Source organism: Chryseobacterium amylolyticum (assembly GCF_051011775.1).
Classification (GTDB): domain Bacteria; phylum Bacteroidota; class Bacteroidia; order Flavobacteriales; family Weeksellaceae; genus Chryseobacterium.
In genome coordinates this window covers 468,411-490,398 of sequence record NZ_JBPCHX010000003.1, presented here as the reverse complement: position 1 = coordinate 490,398, position 21,988 = coordinate 468,411, and the positions used below count along the sequence as shown (strand labels likewise).

The following is a 21,988-nucleotide window of genomic DNA, read 5'->3' as shown; positions in this document are numbered from 1 at the left end:
CAATGGCTGATTATTCTATTATTCAAAAAGACTTTTACCGGGAAAGCGGAAAATGGCTTTCAACATTTCAGATCTGGAAAAAATGCATCAATCCCAATCTCCATTTTATTTACATCTTGAGAAAGGCACAGAAATATCAGAAGAAACCCGTTCTGAATATTTTCTGGAGGATAGTACTAAGACATTATCAGATCAAATACGGATTTCAGATCTATCCTGAAACCCAGATTGGTGAAGGTTTTTATTTAGGACATTTTGGAAGCCTTGTCATCAATCCGAAAACGATTATCGGAAAAAACTGCAATATTGCCCATGGAGTTACCATCGGCCAGCAAAACCGCGGAAAAAATGAGGGTTCTCCCGTTATTGGTGATGAAGTATGGATAGGCACCAATGCTGTAATTGTAGGCGCCATTACTATTGGTAATAATGTACTTGTTGTTCCTAATTCTTATGTTAATTTCGATGTACCACAGGATTCTATCGTTATGGGAAACCCCGGAAAAATTTTTCCAAATTTAAAAGCAACACAAGGCTATATCAACAATAAGATATAAAACCTGCCAATGGCTGAAGATTTTTGAAACGCTGGCGTAATACACTATAAAACAAATCATAAAATTCTGCGATACTATTTGAAATTTATTATTTTTTTCTATTTTTACAAAAAATGAAAACAGTTATACTATAATTCATTTTTAAAAAATTAAAAACACACAACTATGAAAAAAAACACTCAAATTCAATCGGGTAGTTGAAACTACGGCTGCCCATCCTTTTACCTTTCAGAAACACAACATTAGCATTTAAAATCAGAACAACTGTAAACACTTATGTTTATAGACTTTGCCTTTTTATTCACAATAAGTGAAGAAAGCAAGCTGGTCTTCTATTGTGAATCTGGATATTTTACCACTTTAAAAAGACACAACGTTTAATAAATTCTAAACACATGAAAAAAAAGTCTATGCTCAGAGCTATTGCCGTACTATTCTGTATAGTACCCAGCCAAGCTTTTTCCAGGCTCTCTTCCATTCCGGCAGAGTACAGTTATGGAAAAGAAAAGCCTCCAGGGGTGAGCCGTTATACGCCGCCTTATGTCTATGATCTGGATCCAGGTTTCACCATTCAGCAGAATGTCAACCAGAAAGGACTGGTTGTTATTGAAGGAAAATTCACAAAGCCTTTCACCAGCGATGATGTCCGCATGGAGATCAAGTATCAGACCCCGCAAGGCGGCTGGATAACCGCCTGGTGCAAGATTCTGTATTCCTACAATCAGTACAATGAAAACCTTAAAGCTGTTTTTGAACTGCCTGAAGCCACTACAGCAACCTATAACCTGAAGATTGAACTGAACTCCAATTCGAATCTCAGCAACTTCAGCAGTGTGACATGGAACAAATCCGTAAGCCATTACAAGCAAGGAGATTATAGCCCCACCAGCTGTGACCTTGACGAAAATGAATACACCATCCTTTTGACTCCTAAAAAAGAAGGAACACTTATCCTTGATAATACAGGAAAAGTTACAGGTATCAAAGACAGGGTAACCTCAGCCCATGCGTGGAATAAACTTAGCAATATCATTATGAACAATAAGAAAGATGATGTTGTATTTTCTCCAAAGAACCCTTCAGATCTCCTTACCGATACTAATGGGAGTAAATCCGTAAAGATGGTGAATACAGGAGCTATAAGCGATACATTGGGCGCCACTCCGGAGTTTATTTACCATGAAATGCCAGGACATCCGATCCCTTATCTGTACAGCTATGATGATCCTGTATATATGTTTGCAGGGAAATTCTCCATCAACGGATTGATGATGAAATTCAGCCAATGGCCGGGAGAACCCAACGGACCTGGTTATCACAACTTTAAGAACCCAAACAGCCTGGAAAGCAGATACTTTAATATGTACAATACCATCCATGAAAAACTATCTGACTTCATGACTGACCAGGAGCCTATTGTGATTGTATCCAGCTATATTACAGGATTCCGGGTCTACAAAAGTAACGGATCCTACATTAACATTACTAACCTTACGGCTCACAGTAATTATGGCGCTCCTCATTTCGGTTACACCAATGATCAGGGCAATGCCCGTAGGGGACCGGGTTCTGAAGACCTGATCATTTCTAATACACCGGAAATGACCTTATATGGCATGGGTGCCCTCCGGAATAGTGTTACCAATTTCTATGACCCCGTACGTTCACTACAGGATATTGAATCAGAAATATCAAAATTCATCAACTATGTAGGAATCTTCAATATTCCTTATAATGTTGGGGAATGTGTGAATGCATGTTTTGCAATAAACTCAGGAGCTCTTCCGGACAATAATGTCATAGACTGGACCAAAGCCCCCAACAGCTATATTTTTACAGGAAAAGATAAAAACGGTAATAATGTGGATGGCCTTTATATTCCTGTTAAAAAAGCATATGAAATGTGGGCAAAAGGAGGCGACCTCATGAAGGATGAACAGAACAACTATACCAGGATTCCGGATGCAGGAGTTGCCAAAGCCGGATTATACTGGGAAGATGAAGTAGGACTGATAAAATCAGTGGCCCTTGAGGGAGCCGGAGAAAATGCCAGGATTAAAGTACTTGTCAATAAATTGAAAGAAGGAAACGCTGTGGTTTCTTATCGTATTGATGATAAAATATACTGGACCTGGCATGTTTGGGTTACGGATGACCCAACCAATGGAAGCACATATCACCAGGGATTTGAGGCTGATAAAAACAATAACCTTGTAACAGACTGGAAATGGATGGACAGGAACCTTGGAGCGACCAATGCCAATCTTGTAGGTCATGATTTCCACAAATCAGGAGGATTGCAATATCAATGGGGAAGAAAAGACCCGTTCCCATCCAATTATAAAGATCTTTCGATATATACCATCAGAGGAGAAGTTGGAATCCTGAAAGGTTCCGTTCCTTCAAAATACAGAGGAAGCCTGTATGCACCGGCTGACAATACAGGTTTTGATTCTCCTAACGGAAACATTAGATATTCCATCAATAATCCTATCAACTTAATTATTCCGCCGGTTTATGTGTACAAAATAGGAGAAACACCTGTTGATAACGGAGAAAACTACCTGATTCAGGGTCCTGGTGCAAACGACTGGGAAAGAAAAGAGCAAACCACATGGTTCTCAAAAAATAAGTATAAGGTATTCAACACGAACAACCATTATGACAATGAAACCTGGGATTTGTGGGGAGATACCCGCGGTGGAAAATGGGTAAATATGAATACTTCTGACGCAACCGTTGCCAAAGAAAGCAAGCAGTATGCAATGAAATCTTCTTTTGACCCATGCCCATGCGGATGGAGAGTTCCTTCTTTCTACTCATCCGTAGATGCAGAACCGAAAACCAGCCCATGGGGTAAGGCAGGAAGCATGAGTAATGTGGATATCTCGCCTAATACCTTAAGTCCACAATATCCTGGAATAAAAGTTTATCCTGGTTATGGATTTGACTTAAGCAATGTTGCTGACCGAAATTTAGGAATGCTACCCATCACAGGAAACTATGAGTACTACCCTCAGCCAATGACTTTAGCCAACCGTACCAGTGCCCAGATTGACGGATTAAGGGATGCCAACAAGCTATACAAACAGCCATTCATAGGCTTCCAGGATCAGCATAGTGATGGAGCACTGCATGCCTCTACGTTCTTTTCTTCCATCAGCCCGGGGGAAACTCCCGTAACAGGAGCAAGAGGACTTTTCCTAATATCAGATGCAGGAAATGTTCCCAACCACTCAAATGTAGGATGGCACAATATAGCTTATAACCGCATTCTTGAGGGAAATACCTATGAAACAAGGGCAGTACGCTGTATAAAAGATCCTAACAATGCTTATATGTCTGCAGCATTCGAAACAGAATATGTGGCTGCATCCCCTGTACAATATTCATCGGAAACTCTTAAGGAATGGACAAAAGACCCCAACAGTTACATTGAATATACCAACACCACGTTAGATGTACCTGCAGCAGATAAAGACATGGTTATCGATATTCCTTTGAGAAAAGCATATGCAATGCATAACCTCTATTTATCCGAAAATAATGAAATGCCAACAGGAAACATCAAATCTGCCTCTGTACAGTGGACAACTGATAAGAACCTGATTGCCAACATGGAAATCATTGGAGACACTATGGAAAATTCCAGATTAAGGGTAACTCTCAACCAGGGCCGTACAGGTAACGCCGTGGTAGCTTTTCATTTAGGAAATACCGGATGGATAAGTAGTGGAAATCCTGACCCGGTTCTTTGGAGCTGGCATATCTGGGTTCCCGGCACAGTAATACAGGAAAGCCCAGAATTCACCACAGAATCTATAGCAAATGATGGTATAAAAGCAGCTAATGAGCAGTTCGTAAACCCAACAAACAGTTATTATGGAGTTCCCTTAAAAACAATATTAATGGATAGGGACCTAGGAGCACAGATGCCATTTATCAACGAACATGTGGAAGGTTCTGCTGATACAGAAACTTCACCACTGGGATACCAGGCCTCTAACCCAACTTCTGTAAACAGTTTACGGGTAGATCAGATCAAGAACAGTGGCGGCCTGCATTTCCAATGGGGAAGAAAAGATCCGATCCCTGTATTTTACAATCCCGGAGGCTTCTATAATTACCCTCAGGTCTGGGTTTCCGGAAAATTATCCAGGCCTTTCAATACCTATAATGTCTACAGACAAAGCAACCTTGCAGGCGGAGTCATCCAGTATGGTGCAGCGGATATTACCAATACCAGCTATATGAGTAATTATACAAAACCTTACAGTACTTACTCCAACAGTTCAAATGCCAATGTATTGCCTACGGACAATACAGCTTTAAAAATAAAAAAAGTTCTAAAGTACTCTGTTAATAACCCATTTGTATTTCTGTATCAGAACGATGCTGCTAAGTTCGACTGGATTTCTGATGAGAACGGATTATTTACTGAAAGATGGAACCATGCCGGAACAAAATCTCCATATGACCCATGTCCTGCCGGCTGGAGAATCCCTGATCTACAGGGAACAGCGGTGGACGGTGTAAACATCTTTGACGGCTACTTAAGTTACGCCAAAGGAAACTCTCCATGGTTCTATAATGCCAAGTTCAGCATTCTTCAGTCCAACGGAAGCTATAAAAACTTCTACGGAATAGATCCTACTATTTCAAGCACATTATCAGGAGTACCCAGCTACGCTCCAAACAACAGGGTTCACTTTGAAAATTATAATGTCAATAAAGGAAATTATATAGGAGGATATGCCCGATCTACCGGCGCAAAAACGAACATCAGATATGGATTCGTCTTCAATAAGCCCGGTTATAACATCGGTAATTTTGCAAACAATGGAATCAGAGGTTTTGCCGGAGGTAATAATATGGATGGTATCATTGATGCAGCCAATGCAAGTTTCTATAAATCGGGGATTTGGACTTCTGCCGCTTTAGGGAACGGATCAGGTAAGGCAGTAGGAATGTACTTCAATTCTGAAGGTGGTCAAACTACCACTTCTTCTCCATTGAATGTTATCTTTTACTTTACTCCGACCTATGATTTCAACCCACAGGCTGCAATGTCTTGCCGTTGTGCCAAGATCCAATATGACGCCGAAGGAAATGAAATCCCAAGATATGATCCTTCAGCAATTCCCGTCCCTAAAAACGCAATGCAGAAAGCTGTCAATACCTTTGCCAAAAAGGACATTGAAAAGATGCAGAAAGACAACAGCAAACTGATTCTTTTCCCAAATCCGGTTAAGAATATATTATACATCAATGCTGATGACAAAGAGTATTATTTCCAGATCTACAGCCTTTCCGGACAACTGATAAAAGAAGGAAAGTTTGAGAACAGACAGACCGATGTATCTTCTCTGGTATCCGGAGCTTATTTAGTGAGGATCAACAATGCAGAAGCATTCGTGAAAATCATTAAGGAATAATCATCTCTCACTTCATAATTAAACGATCCCGGTTGGGATCGTTTTTTTGTTTAAAAACTATTCTAATAATTAAATGGAAAACGTCAACATAGGATTATCACCGTAAAGTATAGTAACACCAACAGTTAGAGAAAATTTTACTTGCATTTATCGGTAATTTCATGTACTTTTGAAAAATGTATTGTTAGATTACAGGTTATTATATTTTATCAGTAGATGACACAATCTTACAATACAACTTGTTCTGAAAGAAATCGCTTAATATTCAAAAACACAATCCAGACCTATTATTAATTTAAAAAAGATAATTTTTGATGAAAAAAATACAGCCCAAATTTTCCCATTCCATACCTGTGCAATCAACTCTATAAACGGACAGCACTCCGTTGCACAAACAACCGTAACAATTTATCTTCAAAAGTTTCTTTTGAGCTGTTGAGATATCTGTACACTTAAGAATTATTTCTGAAATTAATTCTTTTCCAAACAATATATAATTCCGATACCCGGCATAACACCTTCAGGAAACACCTAAGGAAGATGATATAAAAATTAATCTCAAAGCATAGAAAAACAAATACAAACATGTTAAAAAAAATAGTTCCGATTCTTCTCATCTTGATTTATCTTACAGGTTTTTTACTTTCCTTCACTTATATATTTGATAATTTATTTGGTGCAGAAAAGCTGGAAAGTATCCGGAATATTTTCGAATACGGAATTATGTTCTGTTCTTTCCTCGTATTCAATGCATTTCTTTTTAAAAACAAATACACCTCAGTAATTGCCGTTATTCTATGTTTATTATTAAGCATTAATTTCCTGATATCAGTATCCTGTTTTTTTATTTACCACTCAGGCTTCAATGTAGGAATGGCAATAAGCATCCTGGAATCTAATGTAAATGAAGCCATAAGCATGTCTTATATGTTTATCCTGCCAGGTATCCTGTTTTTTATTTTTTTTGGATTACTGCTTTATTCAGTAAATTATCTGAAAAAAAGTGTAATTAAGTTTGATATCAAATTTTTTATCATCGCTTTATTGTGGCTGCTTATGCCGTTTGCTTTTTATTTTAAACACAGATATGTAAGTAATAAAGGCGGAGGAAGAATGATTAAAAATGTGTACTATCATTTAACGGATTTCGGTATTGCATTAGATATCCAGAAAGATATCAATGCTCTCAAAAATGTTCCAAAATTCGACGTCAAAAAAATACAGCCTGGAATAGAAAATGTAATTCTTATCATCGGTGAATCTGAAAGGAAGCAAAACATGTCCTTATATGGCTACGACAAAAAAACAACACCTTATACAGATCAGCAGGCCGAAAATATGATGATTTTTGACCATGCCGTTTCTCCGGCAGGAATCACCAACCTGAGTGTTCCCCTGATGCTATCCAGCATTCATCCGGATGAATTCAGGTATCATTATGAGAAGCTTTCCTACAACATCATCAATCTGGCCAACCAAAGCGGATACAATTCCTTCTGGCTCAGTACACAGGCAAGCGCAAGAGGAATTACAGCCATCGCTTCCATGGCTAAAAATAAAAAATGGGTAAACGGCTATGATGAAGTAATTGTCCCCGAATTGAAGAACGTTATTCAGAAGAAACAGGATAAATTTATAATTCTTCACATTATGGGCAGCCATCCCAATCCATGCAACAGACTGCCTGCTAACTGGAATTCCGGAGATCTGAACTGCTATGACAGCTCCATCAAATACACGGATTATGTCTTCAATAATATTTTCCGCACTTTGAAAAACACCAATTCTGTAGTCATCTATGCTTCTGATCATGGTCTCAAAATAAAGGGTGACAAATTATTGCACATAGACTCTAAAGAATCTACCCAGGTACCGTTTTTTGTATGGTTTGGAGATAAGGTACCTGCCAAATACAGAATCACCGGACATGAAACCAAACTGACCCAGACCACTTATATTTACCCTCTGATCATGAAATATATGGGTCTCGAAACACCTCAGCATTATAAAAATGAGGAAAATAAATACCTGGACCTCAACATGAGCAGTATGGAATATAACCAGCTTCCGGAATAATCATTCCTGGTACTGCTAAGAGTGTTTATTGAAAAATTAAGAATATTTTAATTCCCATGACTCAGATTTTGATTTATACTTTGTAATTTTATACTGTTTTTAAACGTTTGGATTAAACTTATAGACATTAATAGTTGTAAAGCAAAAAGCATATCGGAATATTGAATATGATTTTAAGCATATTTTAATATTAAACTTTGTTAAAAGTGATTGATTCTTTAACAAAAATTATATTTTTGTACAATTATTGATTTGGTCTATTGATTTTGAAAATAATTTAAACGAAATAAATAATTATAAACCTTACAATTTAAATTATGGCACAATCGTACGAAGTTATTTTCGAAAACAACAAAAAATGGGTAGAGTCCAAATTAGCTGGGGATCCTGACTTCTTTCATGAACTTGCAAAAACTCAGCATCCGGATTATCTGTACATCGGATGTTCGGATAGCAGAGCTACTGCAGAAGAACTGATGGGAGCAAAACCAGGCGAGGTGTTTGTTTACAGAAACATTGCCAATGTGGTCAATACTTTAGATATGAGTTCCACAGCCGTTATTCAATATGCTGTAGAACATCTGAAAGTAAAACACATTATTGTTTGCGGACATTACAACTGCGGCGGTGTAAAAGCAGCAATGACTCCTCAGGATCTGGGGTTACTGAATCCCTGGCTGAGAACCATCCGTGATGTATACAGACTGCATCAGGCGGAGCTGGATGCTATTGAGGACGAAGGTAAGCGTTATGACAGGCTTGTAGAGCTTAACGTTCAGGAGCAGTGCATTAACGTGATCAAAATGGCCTGTGTGCAGGAAAGATACATTTTAGAAGAGTATCCTATTGTTCATGGCTGGGTTTTTGACCTCAGAACAGGTAAAATCATTGATCTGGAGATTGATTTTGAGAAAATCTTGAAAGACATCCAAAAGATCTACAATCTTACAAGTTCTGATTGGGTAATGAGCAGAAAGACTAAATAGTTTTTCTAAAAAAGAATGTAAAAATGAAATTCTGGAGTATTATTGTATTAACGTTTTTTCTGAATTTTACGGCGCTGCCAGGCATTGCTGCGGTTGCGGGCTGGGATATTGCAAGAACGAATGTAATAATCAATGAAGAAGAACCCCATTCTCACCCATCCTCATTCATTGTTTACGAAAAGACCATTCCGAAACCTTTAGATGTTTTCGATTATCTGAAGTTTTCCGAACCTGATGTTCAGGGCGTGTCTTTTGTTCTGATTGATGATTCCTTTCATCTTTCACCTTTACTTACTATATTTTCTCCCCCTCCGGAAGCGTAACTCCTATAGTTAGATTTTTTGATACTATTTCCATATCATTTCTGATATCGGATACACACGTACTTTAAAAAATTATTTTTTCAACTTTTATAATTGACTTATTTAAAGCAGATAAGCCGGTTATACCTTACAGCTTCACATTATGAAAAAGACATCATTAATAGGAGGAATCAAGGAGAATTTTCCTTCAGGACTCGTGGTATTTTTAGTAGCACTTCCGTTGTGTTTAGGAATTGCTTTAGCATCAGGCGCTCCACCTTTATCCGGTATTATTTCCGGTATCATAGGCGGCCTGGTAGTAGGAACAATCAGTAATTCAAATATTTCAGTTTCAGGTCCTGCAGCAGGTCTGACAGCTATCGTTTTAACAGCAATAACAGATCTTGGTGCATTTGAGCTTTTCCTTTGTGCAGGGATTATTGCAGGACTTATCCAATTGGTTTTAGGGTTTGTAAGAGCCGGAAGTATTTCCAACTATTTCCCGAATAATGTCATTGAAGGAATGCTGGCAGCCATCGGAATTATTATTATTTTAAAACAGATTCCGCATGCGTTAGGATTTGATAAAGATTATGAAGGGCATGAATCCATCTTCGATAACGGCCTGAATTTCGGATATTTTACAGAATTGTTTGGAGCGATCCATCCCGGTGCAGTTGTTATTACTTTCATTTCTGTAGCGATCCTTATCGCATGGGATAAAATCCACGTACTGAAAAGGATGAAAATGCTTCCGGGAGCATTGGTTGCCGTCATTGTAAGCATCCTTTTGAATCAGCTGTTTAAGATGTCCGGAAGCTCGCTGGCTATCGAAACCCAGCATTTGGTTTCTTTACCGGTACCACAGTCTTTTGATGATTTTAAGAACCTGATTACGACTCCTGACCTTAACGGCTTTACCAATCCTAAAGTATGGATTGTAGGGGCAACGATTGCCATTGTAGCTTCTATCGAAACTTTACTTTGTATTGAAGCTTCAGATCGTCTGGACAGACAGAGAAGGATTACAGATACCAATCTGGAGCTTAAGGCACAGGGCATCGGGAACCTTATAAGCTCATTCATCGGAGGGCTTCCAATGACTTCTGTGGTCGTAAGAAGTTCTGCGAATGCCAATGCAGGAGCAACCTCTAAAATGTCCACAATTATTCATGGTGTCTTCTTATTGATTTGTGTACTGTCTATTCCTGTTGTTTTAAATTTAATTCCGTTGGCAACATTGGCTGCGGTATTAATTCTGGTAGGATATAAACTGGCGAAGCCGGCTACATTCAAACATTTCTGGCATTTGGGAAAATTCCAGTTTATTCCGTTTGTGGCAACGGTGGTAGCGGTAGTGGCTACAGATCTTTTAAAAGGTGTGGGAATTGGTCTGGCGATATCCATTTTCTATATCCTTCAGGGAAATATGAAAAGAGCCTATTATTTAAGCAGAGAAAGGCTGGATGATGCAGATGGGATCAATATCAAACTGGCTGAAGAAGTATCATTTTTAAATAAGGCAGCCATCAAAAAAACACTTAAAAATATAAAACCCAACTCTACGGTGGTCATTGATGCGAGAAACACTTCCTACATTGCAACAGATGTACTGGAAATGATTCAGGACTTTGCCAATATCCGCGCAAAGGAACAGGACATCAATGTAGAACTGATAGGCTTTAAAACTTCATACAGAGATTACGAAAGAAGTGAGGATTCCCATATCCTGGTTACTCACAAGAGAGCCATGTAATCTCAATAATTAATTAATTTTTTTAACTTTAAATTCGAAAACAATAAAAATATGAAAGCACATACATACGAAACCCAATCTACTATTACTCCTGAAAAAGCATTAGAGTTCTTAAAAGAAGGAAACCAGAGATTCGTAAACAATCTTAAGGCAAACAGAGACCTTCTTGAACAGGTGAATGCAACCCGTGAGGGACAGTGGCCTTTTGCAGTAGTATTGAGCTGCATAGACAGCCGTACATCTGCAGAGCTTATCTTTGATCAGGGATTAGGAGACATCTTTAGTATCAGAATTGCCGGTAACTTTGTGAATCAGGATATTCTGGGATCTATGGAATTTGGGTGCAATGTGGCAGGTTCTAAACTTATTGTCGTATTAGGACATACCAAGTGCGGAGCTTTGAAAGGAGGTCTTGATGCTGCAAAAATTGAAGGTCTGGGAATGGACAACCTGAACCATCTTATCAATCACTTCAATCCTATCATCAATGAAATTATTGAAGAGAATGAAGAACGTTCATCCAACAACAGCTCTCTTCTTGAAAGGCTTAACCAGCAAAATGTAAGAAGCGCGATTGAAGACATCCGTAAGCAAAGTTCAACCCTTAAAAATCTTGAAGCTGAAGGTAAAATTAAAATCGTTGGCGCCAATTACGATGTTGAAACAGGTGCTGTAACCTGGTTATAAGAAGCAATTCATTTAATTCCAATTATAATTTACAGAAATGCCATCGGATTCCGATGGCATTTATTTTTGACAAATAGCATCAATATTCTAGCTATTTTAAATTTCATTTTTAAAAGTCTATTGATACAAGCTTTTTATACTGTCATTTTTCTTTTTGATTTCTGAATAGATCAAATTCAGTTTTTCGGGGTTTACTTTAGCTGGATTTGCTTTTATCGGAGATCGGTTACTTGGATGAACCATTGCCTTTTTTAAATCAAATTGCTCAAGATCTTTTTGAGTATAGAATATTTTTAAAAATCCGCCTGTCTTGGTAGGAATTTCTTTAGCTTTTACTGTATCAATTTTTATTGATTTTACTTTTTCATATTTTAAATTGCCTTTTACATCCATAAAAACCGGTGAAACAGCTATATCTTTTGGGGTAATTATGATAGAATTAATTGTTATACTATTTTTTATAGCTTCGTTCACGGGAAGGCTGATAGGATAGGAATCTATGGTTTTCGTTCCGTCAGAAAATAAGAAAATTGATTTTTCTCCTTCTTGTCCTTCCACGGAATATAAAGCATTTAATAAGGCATGTGAAAAATTAGTCCCCGCTTTCAATGGCTTGAAGAGAGTTATATCTTTTGTAATTTTATCAATAGAGGTAAGCAATTTCTGTTTATCCCGTGTTATAGGACAAATGAGATAAGAGTCTCCTGCAAAAACTACAATTGAAAATGCCTGATTTTCTTTTTTAGCAGAAACTACATTTCTTACAACCTTTAAAATTGCTTCTGATCTGTTCGGCTCAAAATCTATTGAATACATCGATAATGATTTATCTATCATCAAAACTATATTCTGCTGTGGCAGAGCGCTTCTTTTCTCCACATTTTTATTTTCAGTCTTGTTACAACTTAAGAGAGTCACCAAAAGCAGGATAAAAAAAGGCTTCATTTTTTTATAATTTCATGGAAATAGTAGATTTGAATACAACATTAATAGCTTGTGATTCAATACACAATAATAATCAATTATTTAATAGGTAACACTTCTTGAAGCGAATAAATTTTAAATAATAAAGTATTTAAACATAAAATGAATGACTGCCTTATTGTAAGACAGTCATTACATTATATTTTAATTTTTGTTGTTTTTCCTTTCTGAAATTATTTCCCGTTAAAAGCGGACATTGTATTATTCAATCCGGCAAATACAAAAGAAAGAGCAGCCTTGGAAAAGGTTTCAATTCTTTCGGTAAGCTTTTCAGCTTCTTCTTCATTCCAGGTTCCTAATACATAATCTACCTGTCGTCCGGCAGCAAAGTCTGCAGAGATCCCAAAACGAAGCCTTGCGTAATTTTGAGTCTGCAGTACTTCATTGATATTTTTAAGTCCGTTATGCCCCGCATCGGATCCTTTTCCTTTCAATCTTAACGTTCCGAAAGGGAGGGCCAGGTCATCGGTAACAATAAGCACATTCTCCAAAGGAATGTTTTCTTTCTGCATCCAGTATTTCACAGCATTCCCTGAAAGATTCATATAAGTATCAGGCTTAAGGACAAAAACTTTCCTTCCTTTATGTTTTCCTTCTGCCAGCCACCCGAAATTCGATGTATTGAATGATACCTCAAGTGTTTCCGCTATTTTCTCAGCTACTTTAAAGCCTATGTTATGTCGTGTATTTTCATATTCTGAGCCTTTGTTCCCAAGCCCTACGATTAAATATTTCATCAGAAATTTTTTGCAAAATTAAGGGATAAAAAATAAAAAACTCAATCTTAGGAAAGATTGAGTTTGAATATTGTTAAAAAAATTCTTTATTGTGGTTTGTAGATGTAATTAACACCATATCCTTTTGTCATATAAGTCTGAGGATCGTAAACGTAATTTGTACTCTTAACAATCGGCGTCGGAATTGGTGGAGTAAGATCTGTTACCGACCATCTCTTAGGGTTATTTGGAGAAAGGATAAGACTTTCTTTATCATTGATTATTGTAGATAATAATCTTGAAATTTTATATACATGCGGCAATAATGTGAATGGGCTCACCTGCTCATCATATGCATAATATTCATAGCTGTATTTTCCTGTAACAGCTCCAAATGCACCTCCTGACATTGTTCCGTAATATCTTACTACTTTTGATACGTTATCTCCTACATAGCTGTACCCTGTTTTAGAATAATCCGTGAAAGTAAGAGGAGCTCCCGGAACATCCGGCCCGTTTCTCATAATGATAGAATCCAGTTTTCCTGTAGAAGCGCTGTATTTGATATCATAAGCCGTTTTTTCTTTTCTCAGCAAAGTTTGTGGCCCAGGAGTCGTTGCAGGCGGAACAGGCGGAGGTCTTCTGAAGATCGAGCGGCTTTCAGAAATAAGCTGCAGCCTGTTGTTATTTGCGTAAGTGAATAATTGAGTGTAGGACACACTGTCTTTATCCAGCTTTCCGTTCCCGTCAAGATCAAGAAAACCATTGAAGTTGATCTGGCTGATTTTATCACCACTGTACATAATATCAGTAACGGAAGCACTGTCTGTGATTACTTTGGTCACAAGAAGCCCGCTGTAGCGATATTCTGCGATAGTATCTTTATCTGTAATTTCTCTGTATAATGCTCTGGGACCGCTTAATCCTTCTGTATTGTTAAGATCCAGCAATGGATTCCCGTCCTCATCCAGCATGTCCTTGCAGGAATGTATTGAGGAAAACCCTGCGATCAGTAAAATAAAATAGAAAATTTGTTTCATTTCCTTGTAATTGATTATTTTTTTGACAAATATAATTTTTTTTTGCCTAAAAATTGTATTATTATTTATATTCTGGTGAGATTAATAACTATATTTCTCCTATAAATTTTTATAGGTAAAAGTTAAATTCTGATTTTTTTCAACTGTTACATACCCCTGGTTATCATAAGAATAACTTTGGGCTGTATTTACAGGAGCAGCCGGTGACGGCAGTTCTATGAACATTGAAGTAGGATTGTTCGGAGATATTTTATAGAACTGGGCCGGATTGATCAGACTTCGTGTGATAAAATACACTGAAGGGAGTGTTGAATACGGGCTTTTCTGAGCATCATAGTTCTGGAAGCTGTACTTGCTTATCACAGCTGTGCTCATATTCGGGTTTCCATTGATATCCAGTATACCTTTGGAACAAACTACCTGAATAACATTATCACCATTGTACACAAAACTATAGTCAATAAATCTGTTATAGGCACTGATTCCTCCTTCTTTTCTCTTCTCAAGAATTTTAGTAAGTTTATTGGTAGTTGCACTATAGGTAAATGCATAGTCACTTACAACAGATACAGACGGGGTAGCCCCTGTTGCTGTAGAAGTAGCATTGTAAATCTTTTTACCGGTAGCATCAGGAACAATGTTGAATTCATACACAAGGCTGGATGATGCTGAACTTACATATTTAATTTTAGTGATATTCTTATCCGTATAGGTTACCGTTCCGGTAAAATAAGCATTTCCCGGAGCAGATTCATCTTTAGACACTGCAGTCTGTAAGTCTCCGGTTACCGCTGTAGTAGTGTATTCTTCCTGAGTAACATTATTGGAACTAACCTTTGCCAAAATCTTTTTAGGCGGCGGACCATCATCAGGATTCGGGATGGATTCTGTAGGATCTGAGGTAGTATTACATGCTGTCAGGAACCCAAGAAAAGCAATACCGGCAAACATTTTAAAAAAATAGTTTTTTACCATATAGAATTTTTTAGCTTGTCCAAATATAATTCAATTTTCGATAATACACTTTACTTTATCTGAACAAATTCACAAGAAATAGAGTTAATAAACAAAAAAAATCTAAAAACATAACGTTTTTAGATTTCCAAATATTGTATTATTATGAAAATTAATAAGGCTGTAATATTGATGTTGTCAAAACAGACTGTGACATATCGCTATTGAGGAAAGTAGCGTCAACCGCTCTTCCTATTCCAAGCACTGTTCCTGCAATAGCTCTTTTTATACAGGCTACTTTAACAGAATATTGATTTTGAGGGATAAGATTGGTAAGGGTTGCATTAAGGTTAAAAATCTTATAAGCACCGCTGTCTCCCAGGAGCACATCTGTTCTCACCGCTCTGAGTGCATCATTTATAAAAACACCACAGGCAAAGCTTGCAGAATTGGTACCTGTCTTCTGAACCGTTGTCTGGAATGAAAAAGTAGCTTTGTTTGTACCGTTGGTAACGGAAAACGTATCTACTGTTCCGGGAATTACAGTCCAGCCTCCCGTCAGAGCGTCTCCATTACTGTAAGGGCTGGTAGACCCACTGGCCCCAGAAAAGCTGATTCCGGTTTTATCCGCAACGGTGTTGATGGAAAACAAAGACATACTCCCCTGCCCATCAGCAATTTTGATAGCTTTCCAGTCATTCGTACCTAAATCCGTATTATTGTGCAATATATCACCGGCTGTACCGGCAGAACCTTTCAGTAAATCAGTACCTCCAGTTCTTAATTCTTTTCCAACATTAAGATCTCCGTTCACATCCAGCATATTAGTCGGATTAGGAGTATTGATACCCACCTGAGCATTTGTTGCAGCAGCTAATAAAAGAGATGTAACAAATAATATTTTTTTCATAATCCTTCTTAATTTATAATAGAGTTAAATACTTCCGGAACTTCATACACGTCTATTTTAAGAGAAGACTGGGAAATAAACTTATTGATATTGCTGTATAAATTTGTTCCTATACTCAGTGTATTTCCTGATCCCCCATAAGAGCCTAGTCTTGTACATGCAACACTTACCGTATGGTCCCCTTTGGAAAGATTATCTACAATCCCGATCTGGGTGTGGGTAAGGAAAGGATATGAAGTAGTAATGGCCTTCAGATTTCGCTGTCTCAGGTTTACCAGTTTGTCATCCACAAAAATTCCACAAGCATAATCTATTGAATTGTCTGTACTTCCTGCTCCCCCAAAATCTGCCTGTACAACAGTTTCAAACTGAAAATACGCTTTACTTTGAGTACTGAATACACTGATTACATGTGAAAGCCCGTCTATTTTTTTGAAGTTCGTAAGCGTACTATATTGTTTTCCCTGGGTAAATGTTCCTCCTCTGGAAGCAAGACTTACTGAAGAATCTTCCGAAGAAGTAAAGGTAATTCCTGCATCATCCGAGAATGAATTGTTATAAATCAGGTAAAATTTATTAGGTTCGTATTCAGGAATTCGAAGTGATTTCCACATCGGCGGAAAACCTTCCCCCTGAGAAACCAGCAGCTGGTCATTATTGCCATGGAAAACGGAGTTATCAGCAGAATTAAAAACCCCGATTTTATTTCTGAAATTAACATCTCCGTTTACATCAAGTTTGGCTTTTGGAGTCTCTGTTTTTATTCCTACCTGAGCTGACAGTAAAAGGCCCATGGTAAGAAGCAGCGTTGATAATAGTTTTTTCATCATTAGTTGTTTTTATAGCTCACGTATTCGATAACATCCATTTTCATTGTAGATTCCAGAGTAAATGCGCTGGAAGCCCCGTTTGAAGACTGTACATTACGTCCGATCGCAAATTGCGAAGCAGCACTTGAGGTATCAATCTTTCTGCATGCAATGTCAATATTATGAACTCCTACAGGAACGTTCTGCTCAGTATAGTTAAGCGTAAAGATATAATCCTGAAGCCCTGCTTTTCCGCTGTTGTTATTGGAAGCAATTCTGTCCGGACGTACAGCTACCAGTGTTCCGTTTCTGAAAACACCGCAGGCAAATCTGACACTCTGTACCGTAGTAGCTGTGGAAGCCTTCATTTCAACGCCGGTCTGAAACTGATACGTAAGCCTGTTCTTGCCGTTTTTGATGGTAAAAGTATTGCTAAGCCCGTTTATTTTTTTCCAGTTCCCTTTGGTGATATCAGTGATATTATCCCCAACATTGTTGGTATAGACGCCATCACCTGCAACTCCATCAGTAAGTGATATAATACCCGTTTGATCCGACGACAGATAAGAATTGATCAGCTTATACTGCCCCTCTTCCATAAAGGAAACATTCAAAGATTTCCACACAGGAGGCAAACCCTCACCCTGAGAAACCAAAACCTGGCCGTTCAATCCAGCTTCACCAGCCTGAGTTGAAGTTCCGCCTACTCTAAGTTCTTTTCTTAAGGTGGTTTTCCCGTTCACATCAAGAACAGACTTCGGTTTAGCAGTACCGATTCCCACCTGTGCATTGGCATAGAATGATAAAAATCCAGCCGCGCAGCAATATATAATTTTTTTCATAATAAGGACTGCAAAGGTACAGAATGAAGTCCAAAAAATTCCAGTTATATATCGGTAAACCTATAGAAATAAACACATTAGAGAATAGAATTAATCACACATAAAAGTAGAATTATTTCTACATAACTCCACTTTTTATATTTAGAAAACAGCATATAAGGTCTCAAACCCTTACTGTGCGGGAGTTTACAAAACTTCTTTACTCATTAAAGAGTGATTTCGCACCCTTAAAAAAGGCTGTAATTCTCTTTAACAGGAATATTACAAAAGAAAAACATGATAACAATCACAAAAAAACGTATAAAATTTTAAGGCTTTTATACGTTTTTCACAATTTTTATAAACTTGTTCCTAAAGAACAAAAAGTAAAATTTAATTATGCTCAATAATGGCTTTCAGCAGTAGATTTACCTCATCTACATTTTTAACCTTTTCCTTTCTCATCATCAGCTGATTGCCCTCTTTTCCTGACTTCTCTTTCAGCTGAGCTTCAGCAGGATTTCGGGTCAGATAATTAATTATATGTCTGAATCTGTCAGTCTGATAAAACCTGTCCTGGGGATTTCCCGGGAAGTACCCTAAAAACACACCGTTTTTCATGACAATTTTTTCAAAACCAATGTCTGCCGCAAGCCACTTCAGGGAAACACTCTTCAATAGATTTACAGCTTCTTTAGGTAACGGCCCGAAACGGTCAATCAGCTCCAGTTCAAACTGATGAAGATCCGCCTCATTATTGATCTCGGCAATTTTCTGATATAATAACAGCCTTTCTTCTGTATTGGAAATATATGAATCCGGCAGCATCAGCTCCAAATCGGTATCGATATTGACATCCTTCACAGATTTGAAAAGCTTCTGTCTGTCTTCTTCATTTTCAAAAAGATTTTCAAAATCAGCATCATCTTTTAGTTCTTCCAATGCTTCCTGCATTAATTTCTGATACGTTTCAAACCCCATCTCATTAATAAATCCACTCTGCTCAGCACCCAGCAGATCACCGGCACCACGGATTTCCAGGTCTTTCATTGCAATCTGAAAACCACTTCCAAGATCAGAAAACTGTTCTATTGCTTCCAGACGTTTTCTGGCATCGGAAGTCATCATATCATAAGGAGGAGTAATCAGGTAGCAGAAAGCTTTCCTGTTGCTGCGTCCTACCCTTCCTCTCATCTGGTGCAGGTCTGCCATTCCAAATCTTTGTGCATCATTGATGAAAATGGTATTGGCGTTGGGCACATCTACCCCACTTTCTACAATGGTGGTAGACACAAGAACATCATATTTCCCTTCCATAAAATCCAGCACATTTTTCTCAAGCTGCTTTCCTTCCATCTGCCCATGTCCCGTAATCACTCTTGCATCCGGAACCAGCCTCTGGATAAGTCCTGCAATGTCTTTAAGGTTTTCAATCCTGTTATTGATAAAATAGACCTGTCCATCTCTCTGGAGCTCATAAGAAACAGCATCACGAAGGGTTTCTTCATTGAATCCGATCAGCTGTGTCTCTACAGGCTGCCTGTTGGGCGGTGGTGTTTTGATCACGGATAAATCTCTTGCTGCCATTAATGAAAACTGTAAAGTTCTCGGAATAGGAGTTGCCGTAAGGGTAAGGGTATCAACATTATTCTTCAAAGTTTTCAATTTATCTTTTACTGAAACTCCGAATTTGTGCTCTTCATCAATAATCAGCAACCCAAGATCTTTAAATTTCACAGAACTGCTCACCAATTGATGTGTACCAATAATAATGTCTACCTTTCCGTTTTTCAACGCTTCCAAAGTCTCAGATTTCTGTTTAGCCGTCCTGAACCTGTTCACATAAGCAACATTTACCGGGAAATCTTTAAGCCTTTCTTTAAAGCTTCTGTAATGCTGGAAAGCAAGAATAGTTGTAGGCACCAACACAGCCACCTGTTTGCCGTCTGTAGCCGCTTTAAATGCCGCCCGGATTGCGACTTCCGTTTTTCCGAAACCAACATCTCCACAAACAAGTCTGTCCATTACCGTATCAGCTTCCATATCTCTTTTTACATCGATGGTCGCTTTTTCCTGATCCGGAGTATCTTCGTAAATAAAGCTGGCTTCCAGTTCATTCTGTAGATAGGAATCGGGTGTATACGCAAAACCTTTGGCCGTTTTTCTCTGGGCATATAATTTGATAAGGTCAAAAGCAATCTGCTTAACCTTCGCTTTCGTTTTCTGCTTTAAAGATTTCCAGGTCGGAGATCCGAGCTTGCTCAGCACAACCTCTCTTCCATCCGGTCCGTTGTACTTCGAAATTTTATGTAAAGAGTGAATGCTTACATATAATAAGTCTCCGTTTTTATAAGTCAGTTTAAAACATTCCTGGATTTTCCCGTCATTATTCACTTTTACCAATCCCATAAATTTTCCGATTCCATGATCGATATGGGCGATATAATCTCCGATTTTCAGAGACATGAGGTCTTTCAGGGTAAGCTGTTCAGATTTGGCAAAAGTGTTTTTAGCTTTGTACCTCTGATAACGGTCAAAGATCTGGTGATCCGTATAGACCATCAGTTTATGCCCGTTATCAACAAATCCTTCATGAAGTTCGGATTTAAAGCTTTTAAAAGGAAGCTCATGTTCAAGCTCTTCAAAAATAGACTCCAGTCTTTCTTTCTGTTTTTCTGTTGAAAAAGAAATCCAGGTATCGAATCCATTGTTCTGCTTTTCCTCAATATCTTCAATCAATAATTCAAAGTTTTTATGAAAAGATGGCTGTGGAAGCTGGTCCATTTTTACTTCAGTAACTTCTTTCAGGCCTTCCATCATCACTCCTCCAAAATCAACTGTTTTGAATTTTTTATAATCGAACAGAAACTCCTGGTCAGAAATAAAAAGTTCCTGCGGAGTCCTGTGAGCAATATCTTTACTCAGTGTATCATACTTTTCCAGGGACTTTTCATAGAATGTCCTGATCTTCTGCATTCCTACCATTCCGTTTTTAGAAACGACAAAGCTTTCAGGAGATAATAACTGCAGCAAAGACACTCTGGTTCCCGTCACTGAAAAGTTCATATTGGAAACCAACTGGAAATCCTTCACTTTATCTACTGAAAGCTGTGTCTCAATATCAAAAGTTTTAATGCTTTCCACTTCATTACCGAAGAACGTGATCCTATACGGTTTTTCATGCGAATAGGAAAAGACATCTACAATACCGCCTCTTACAGAAAACTCTCCCGGTTCAGAAACAAAATCAGCCTGCTGGAAATGATAATGATTAAGCAGTTCATCCACGAAATCAAAGTCCAGCTGATCCCCCACTTTAATATGATGGGAAATTGCTTTAAAATCCTCTTTTTTCAAAACCTTTTCAGACAAAGCTCCAGCGTATGCCACTATAACTTTAGGAGATCTCCCTGAATTGATTTTATTTAAAACCTCAGTTCTTAAAACCAGATTGGCATTCTGCGTTTTTTCTACCTGATAAGGTTCAAGATGGGTTGCCGGAAAATACAATACCTTATCCTTACCCAAAAGATCTTCCATCTCCGTATTGGCATACAAGGCATCTTCCTTATCATCTACCAGATAAAGAATATTTTTCTTCTGGACCAAAAAAAGCTCAGCCACAAAAATAGAAACCGAAGAGCCGGCACTTCCTTTTACGGCAATATGCTGATTATTTTCTAGCTGGGTAAAAATTTCTTTTCCAAATTCTTTCTGCAAAAGATCTGGAAGAAACTTTTCATTGATGGATTTTAACTGCATAAATAGTAATGGTATAAACGACAAAAGCGATTTCGGGAGTTTTCCGAAACCGTTTATGATATACAAAGGTACGGATATTTTTTATGTTCCTTTGAAAAACAGAAAGAGTGATGTTTAAAATGAATAGCTTACGTTCATTATTCTTAATTTTTTACAATTTTATTTAATAACATGTTAAAAAAATTCAAGTATT

The 21,988-nt window shown here is 37.8% G+C and carries 15 protein-coding genes; 7 read left to right on the top strand and 8 right to left on the bottom strand.

The window, feature by feature from the left end; genetic code table 11:
- The first annotated feature begins 2 nt into the window (after window positions 1-2).
- The 7 genes from ACR1PO_RS10925 to ACR1PO_RS10895 all read left to right on the top strand — a co-directional run bounded on the left by ACR1PO_RS10925 (window position 3) and on the right by ACR1PO_RS10895 (window position 11,799).
- Window positions 3-557, top strand: a complete 555-nt coding sequence (locus ACR1PO_RS10925) for a serine O-acetyltransferase (RefSeq protein ID WP_433986782.1) — start codon at window positions 3-5, stop codon at window positions 555-557.
- Window positions 558-952: 395 nt separating this feature from the next.
- Entirely contained in the window at window positions 953-5,992 is a 5,040-nt protein-coding gene (locus tag ACR1PO_RS10920; protein ID WP_433986781.1) for a T9SS type A sorting domain-containing protein, read from the top strand.
- A 585-nt stretch (window positions 5,993-6,577) separates the two neighbouring features.
- Window positions 6,578-8,068, top strand: a complete 1,491-nt coding sequence (locus ACR1PO_RS10915) for a phosphoethanolamine transferase (RefSeq protein WP_433986780.1) — start codon at window positions 6,578-6,580, stop codon at window positions 8,066-8,068.
- A 317-nt stretch (window positions 8,069-8,385) separates the two neighbouring features.
- Window positions 8,386-9,054: a carbonic anhydrase gene (locus ACR1PO_RS10910; protein WP_332388424.1), complete on the top strand. Its 669-nt coding sequence runs from the start codon at window positions 8,386-8,388 to the stop codon at window positions 9,052-9,054.
- A 23-nt stretch (window positions 9,055-9,077) separates the two neighbouring features.
- The gene (locus ACR1PO_RS10905; RefSeq protein WP_433986779.1) at window positions 9,078-9,377 is read left to right on the top strand and encodes a hypothetical protein; all 300 of its coding nucleotides are present in this window, start codon (window positions 9,078-9,080) and stop codon (window positions 9,375-9,377) included.
- 142 nt (window positions 9,378-9,519) lie between these two features.
- Complete coding sequence (locus tag ACR1PO_RS10900; protein WP_433986778.1) at window positions 9,520-11,112, top strand: SulP family inorganic anion transporter; 1,593 nt, start codon at window positions 9,520-9,522, stop codon at window positions 11,110-11,112.
- A gap of 51 nt (window positions 11,113-11,163) precedes the next feature.
- Window positions 11,164-11,799 carry a carbonic anhydrase gene (locus tag ACR1PO_RS10895; RefSeq protein ID WP_332388427.1) on the top strand — a complete coding sequence of 212 codons (636 nt, stop codon included), beginning with the start codon at window positions 11,164-11,166 and terminating at the stop codon, window positions 11,797-11,799.
- Window positions 11,800-11,916: 117 nt separating this feature from the next.
- Here the strand turns inward: ACR1PO_RS10895 and ACR1PO_RS10890 are convergent, their stop codons facing one another.
- The 8 genes from ACR1PO_RS10890 to mfd all read right to left on the bottom strand — a co-directional run bounded on the left by ACR1PO_RS10890 (window position 11,917) and on the right by mfd (window position 21,795).
- Complete coding sequence (locus tag ACR1PO_RS10890) at window positions 11,917-12,744, bottom strand: vWA domain-containing protein (protein ID WP_433986777.1); 828 nt, start codon at window positions 12,742-12,744, stop codon at window positions 11,917-11,919.
- 212 nt (window positions 12,745-12,956) lie between these two features.
- The gene (gene pth, locus ACR1PO_RS10885) at window positions 12,957-13,520 is read right to left on the bottom strand and encodes an aminoacyl-tRNA hydrolase (protein ID WP_131437308.1); all 564 of its coding nucleotides are present in this window, start codon (window positions 13,518-13,520) and stop codon (window positions 12,957-12,959) included.
- An 86-nt stretch (window positions 13,521-13,606) separates the two neighbouring features.
- Complete coding sequence (locus ACR1PO_RS10880; RefSeq protein WP_332388430.1) at window positions 13,607-14,539, bottom strand: hypothetical protein; 933 nt, start codon at window positions 14,537-14,539, stop codon at window positions 13,607-13,609.
- A gap of 99 nt (window positions 14,540-14,638) precedes the next feature.
- Window positions 14,639-15,514, bottom strand: a complete 876-nt coding sequence (locus ACR1PO_RS10875; RefSeq protein ID WP_433986776.1) for a hypothetical protein — start codon at window positions 15,512-15,514, stop codon at window positions 14,639-14,641.
- A gap of 151 nt (window positions 15,515-15,665) precedes the next feature.
- Window positions 15,666-16,403 (bottom strand): hypothetical protein, encoded by a 738-nt coding sequence (locus ACR1PO_RS10870; RefSeq protein WP_433986775.1) that lies wholly within the window; start codon window positions 16,401-16,403, stop codon window positions 15,666-15,668.
- A gap of 8 nt (window positions 16,404-16,411) precedes the next feature.
- Entirely contained in the window at window positions 16,412-17,233 is an 822-nt protein-coding gene (locus ACR1PO_RS10865; RefSeq protein ID WP_433986774.1) for a hypothetical protein, read from the bottom strand.
- Window positions 17,233-18,054: a hypothetical protein gene (locus ACR1PO_RS10860; RefSeq protein ID WP_433986773.1), complete on the bottom strand. Its 822-nt coding sequence runs from the start codon at window positions 18,052-18,054 to the stop codon at window positions 17,233-17,235. The genes ACR1PO_RS10865 and ACR1PO_RS10860 overlap by 1 nt, the downstream gene beginning before the upstream one ends.
- A gap of 372 nt (window positions 18,055-18,426) precedes the next feature.
- Window positions 18,427-21,795: a transcription-repair coupling factor gene (mfd, locus tag ACR1PO_RS10855; protein ID WP_433986772.1), complete on the bottom strand. Its 3,369-nt coding sequence runs from the start codon at window positions 21,793-21,795 to the stop codon at window positions 18,427-18,429.
- Window positions 21,796-21,988: the final 193 nt, after the last annotated feature.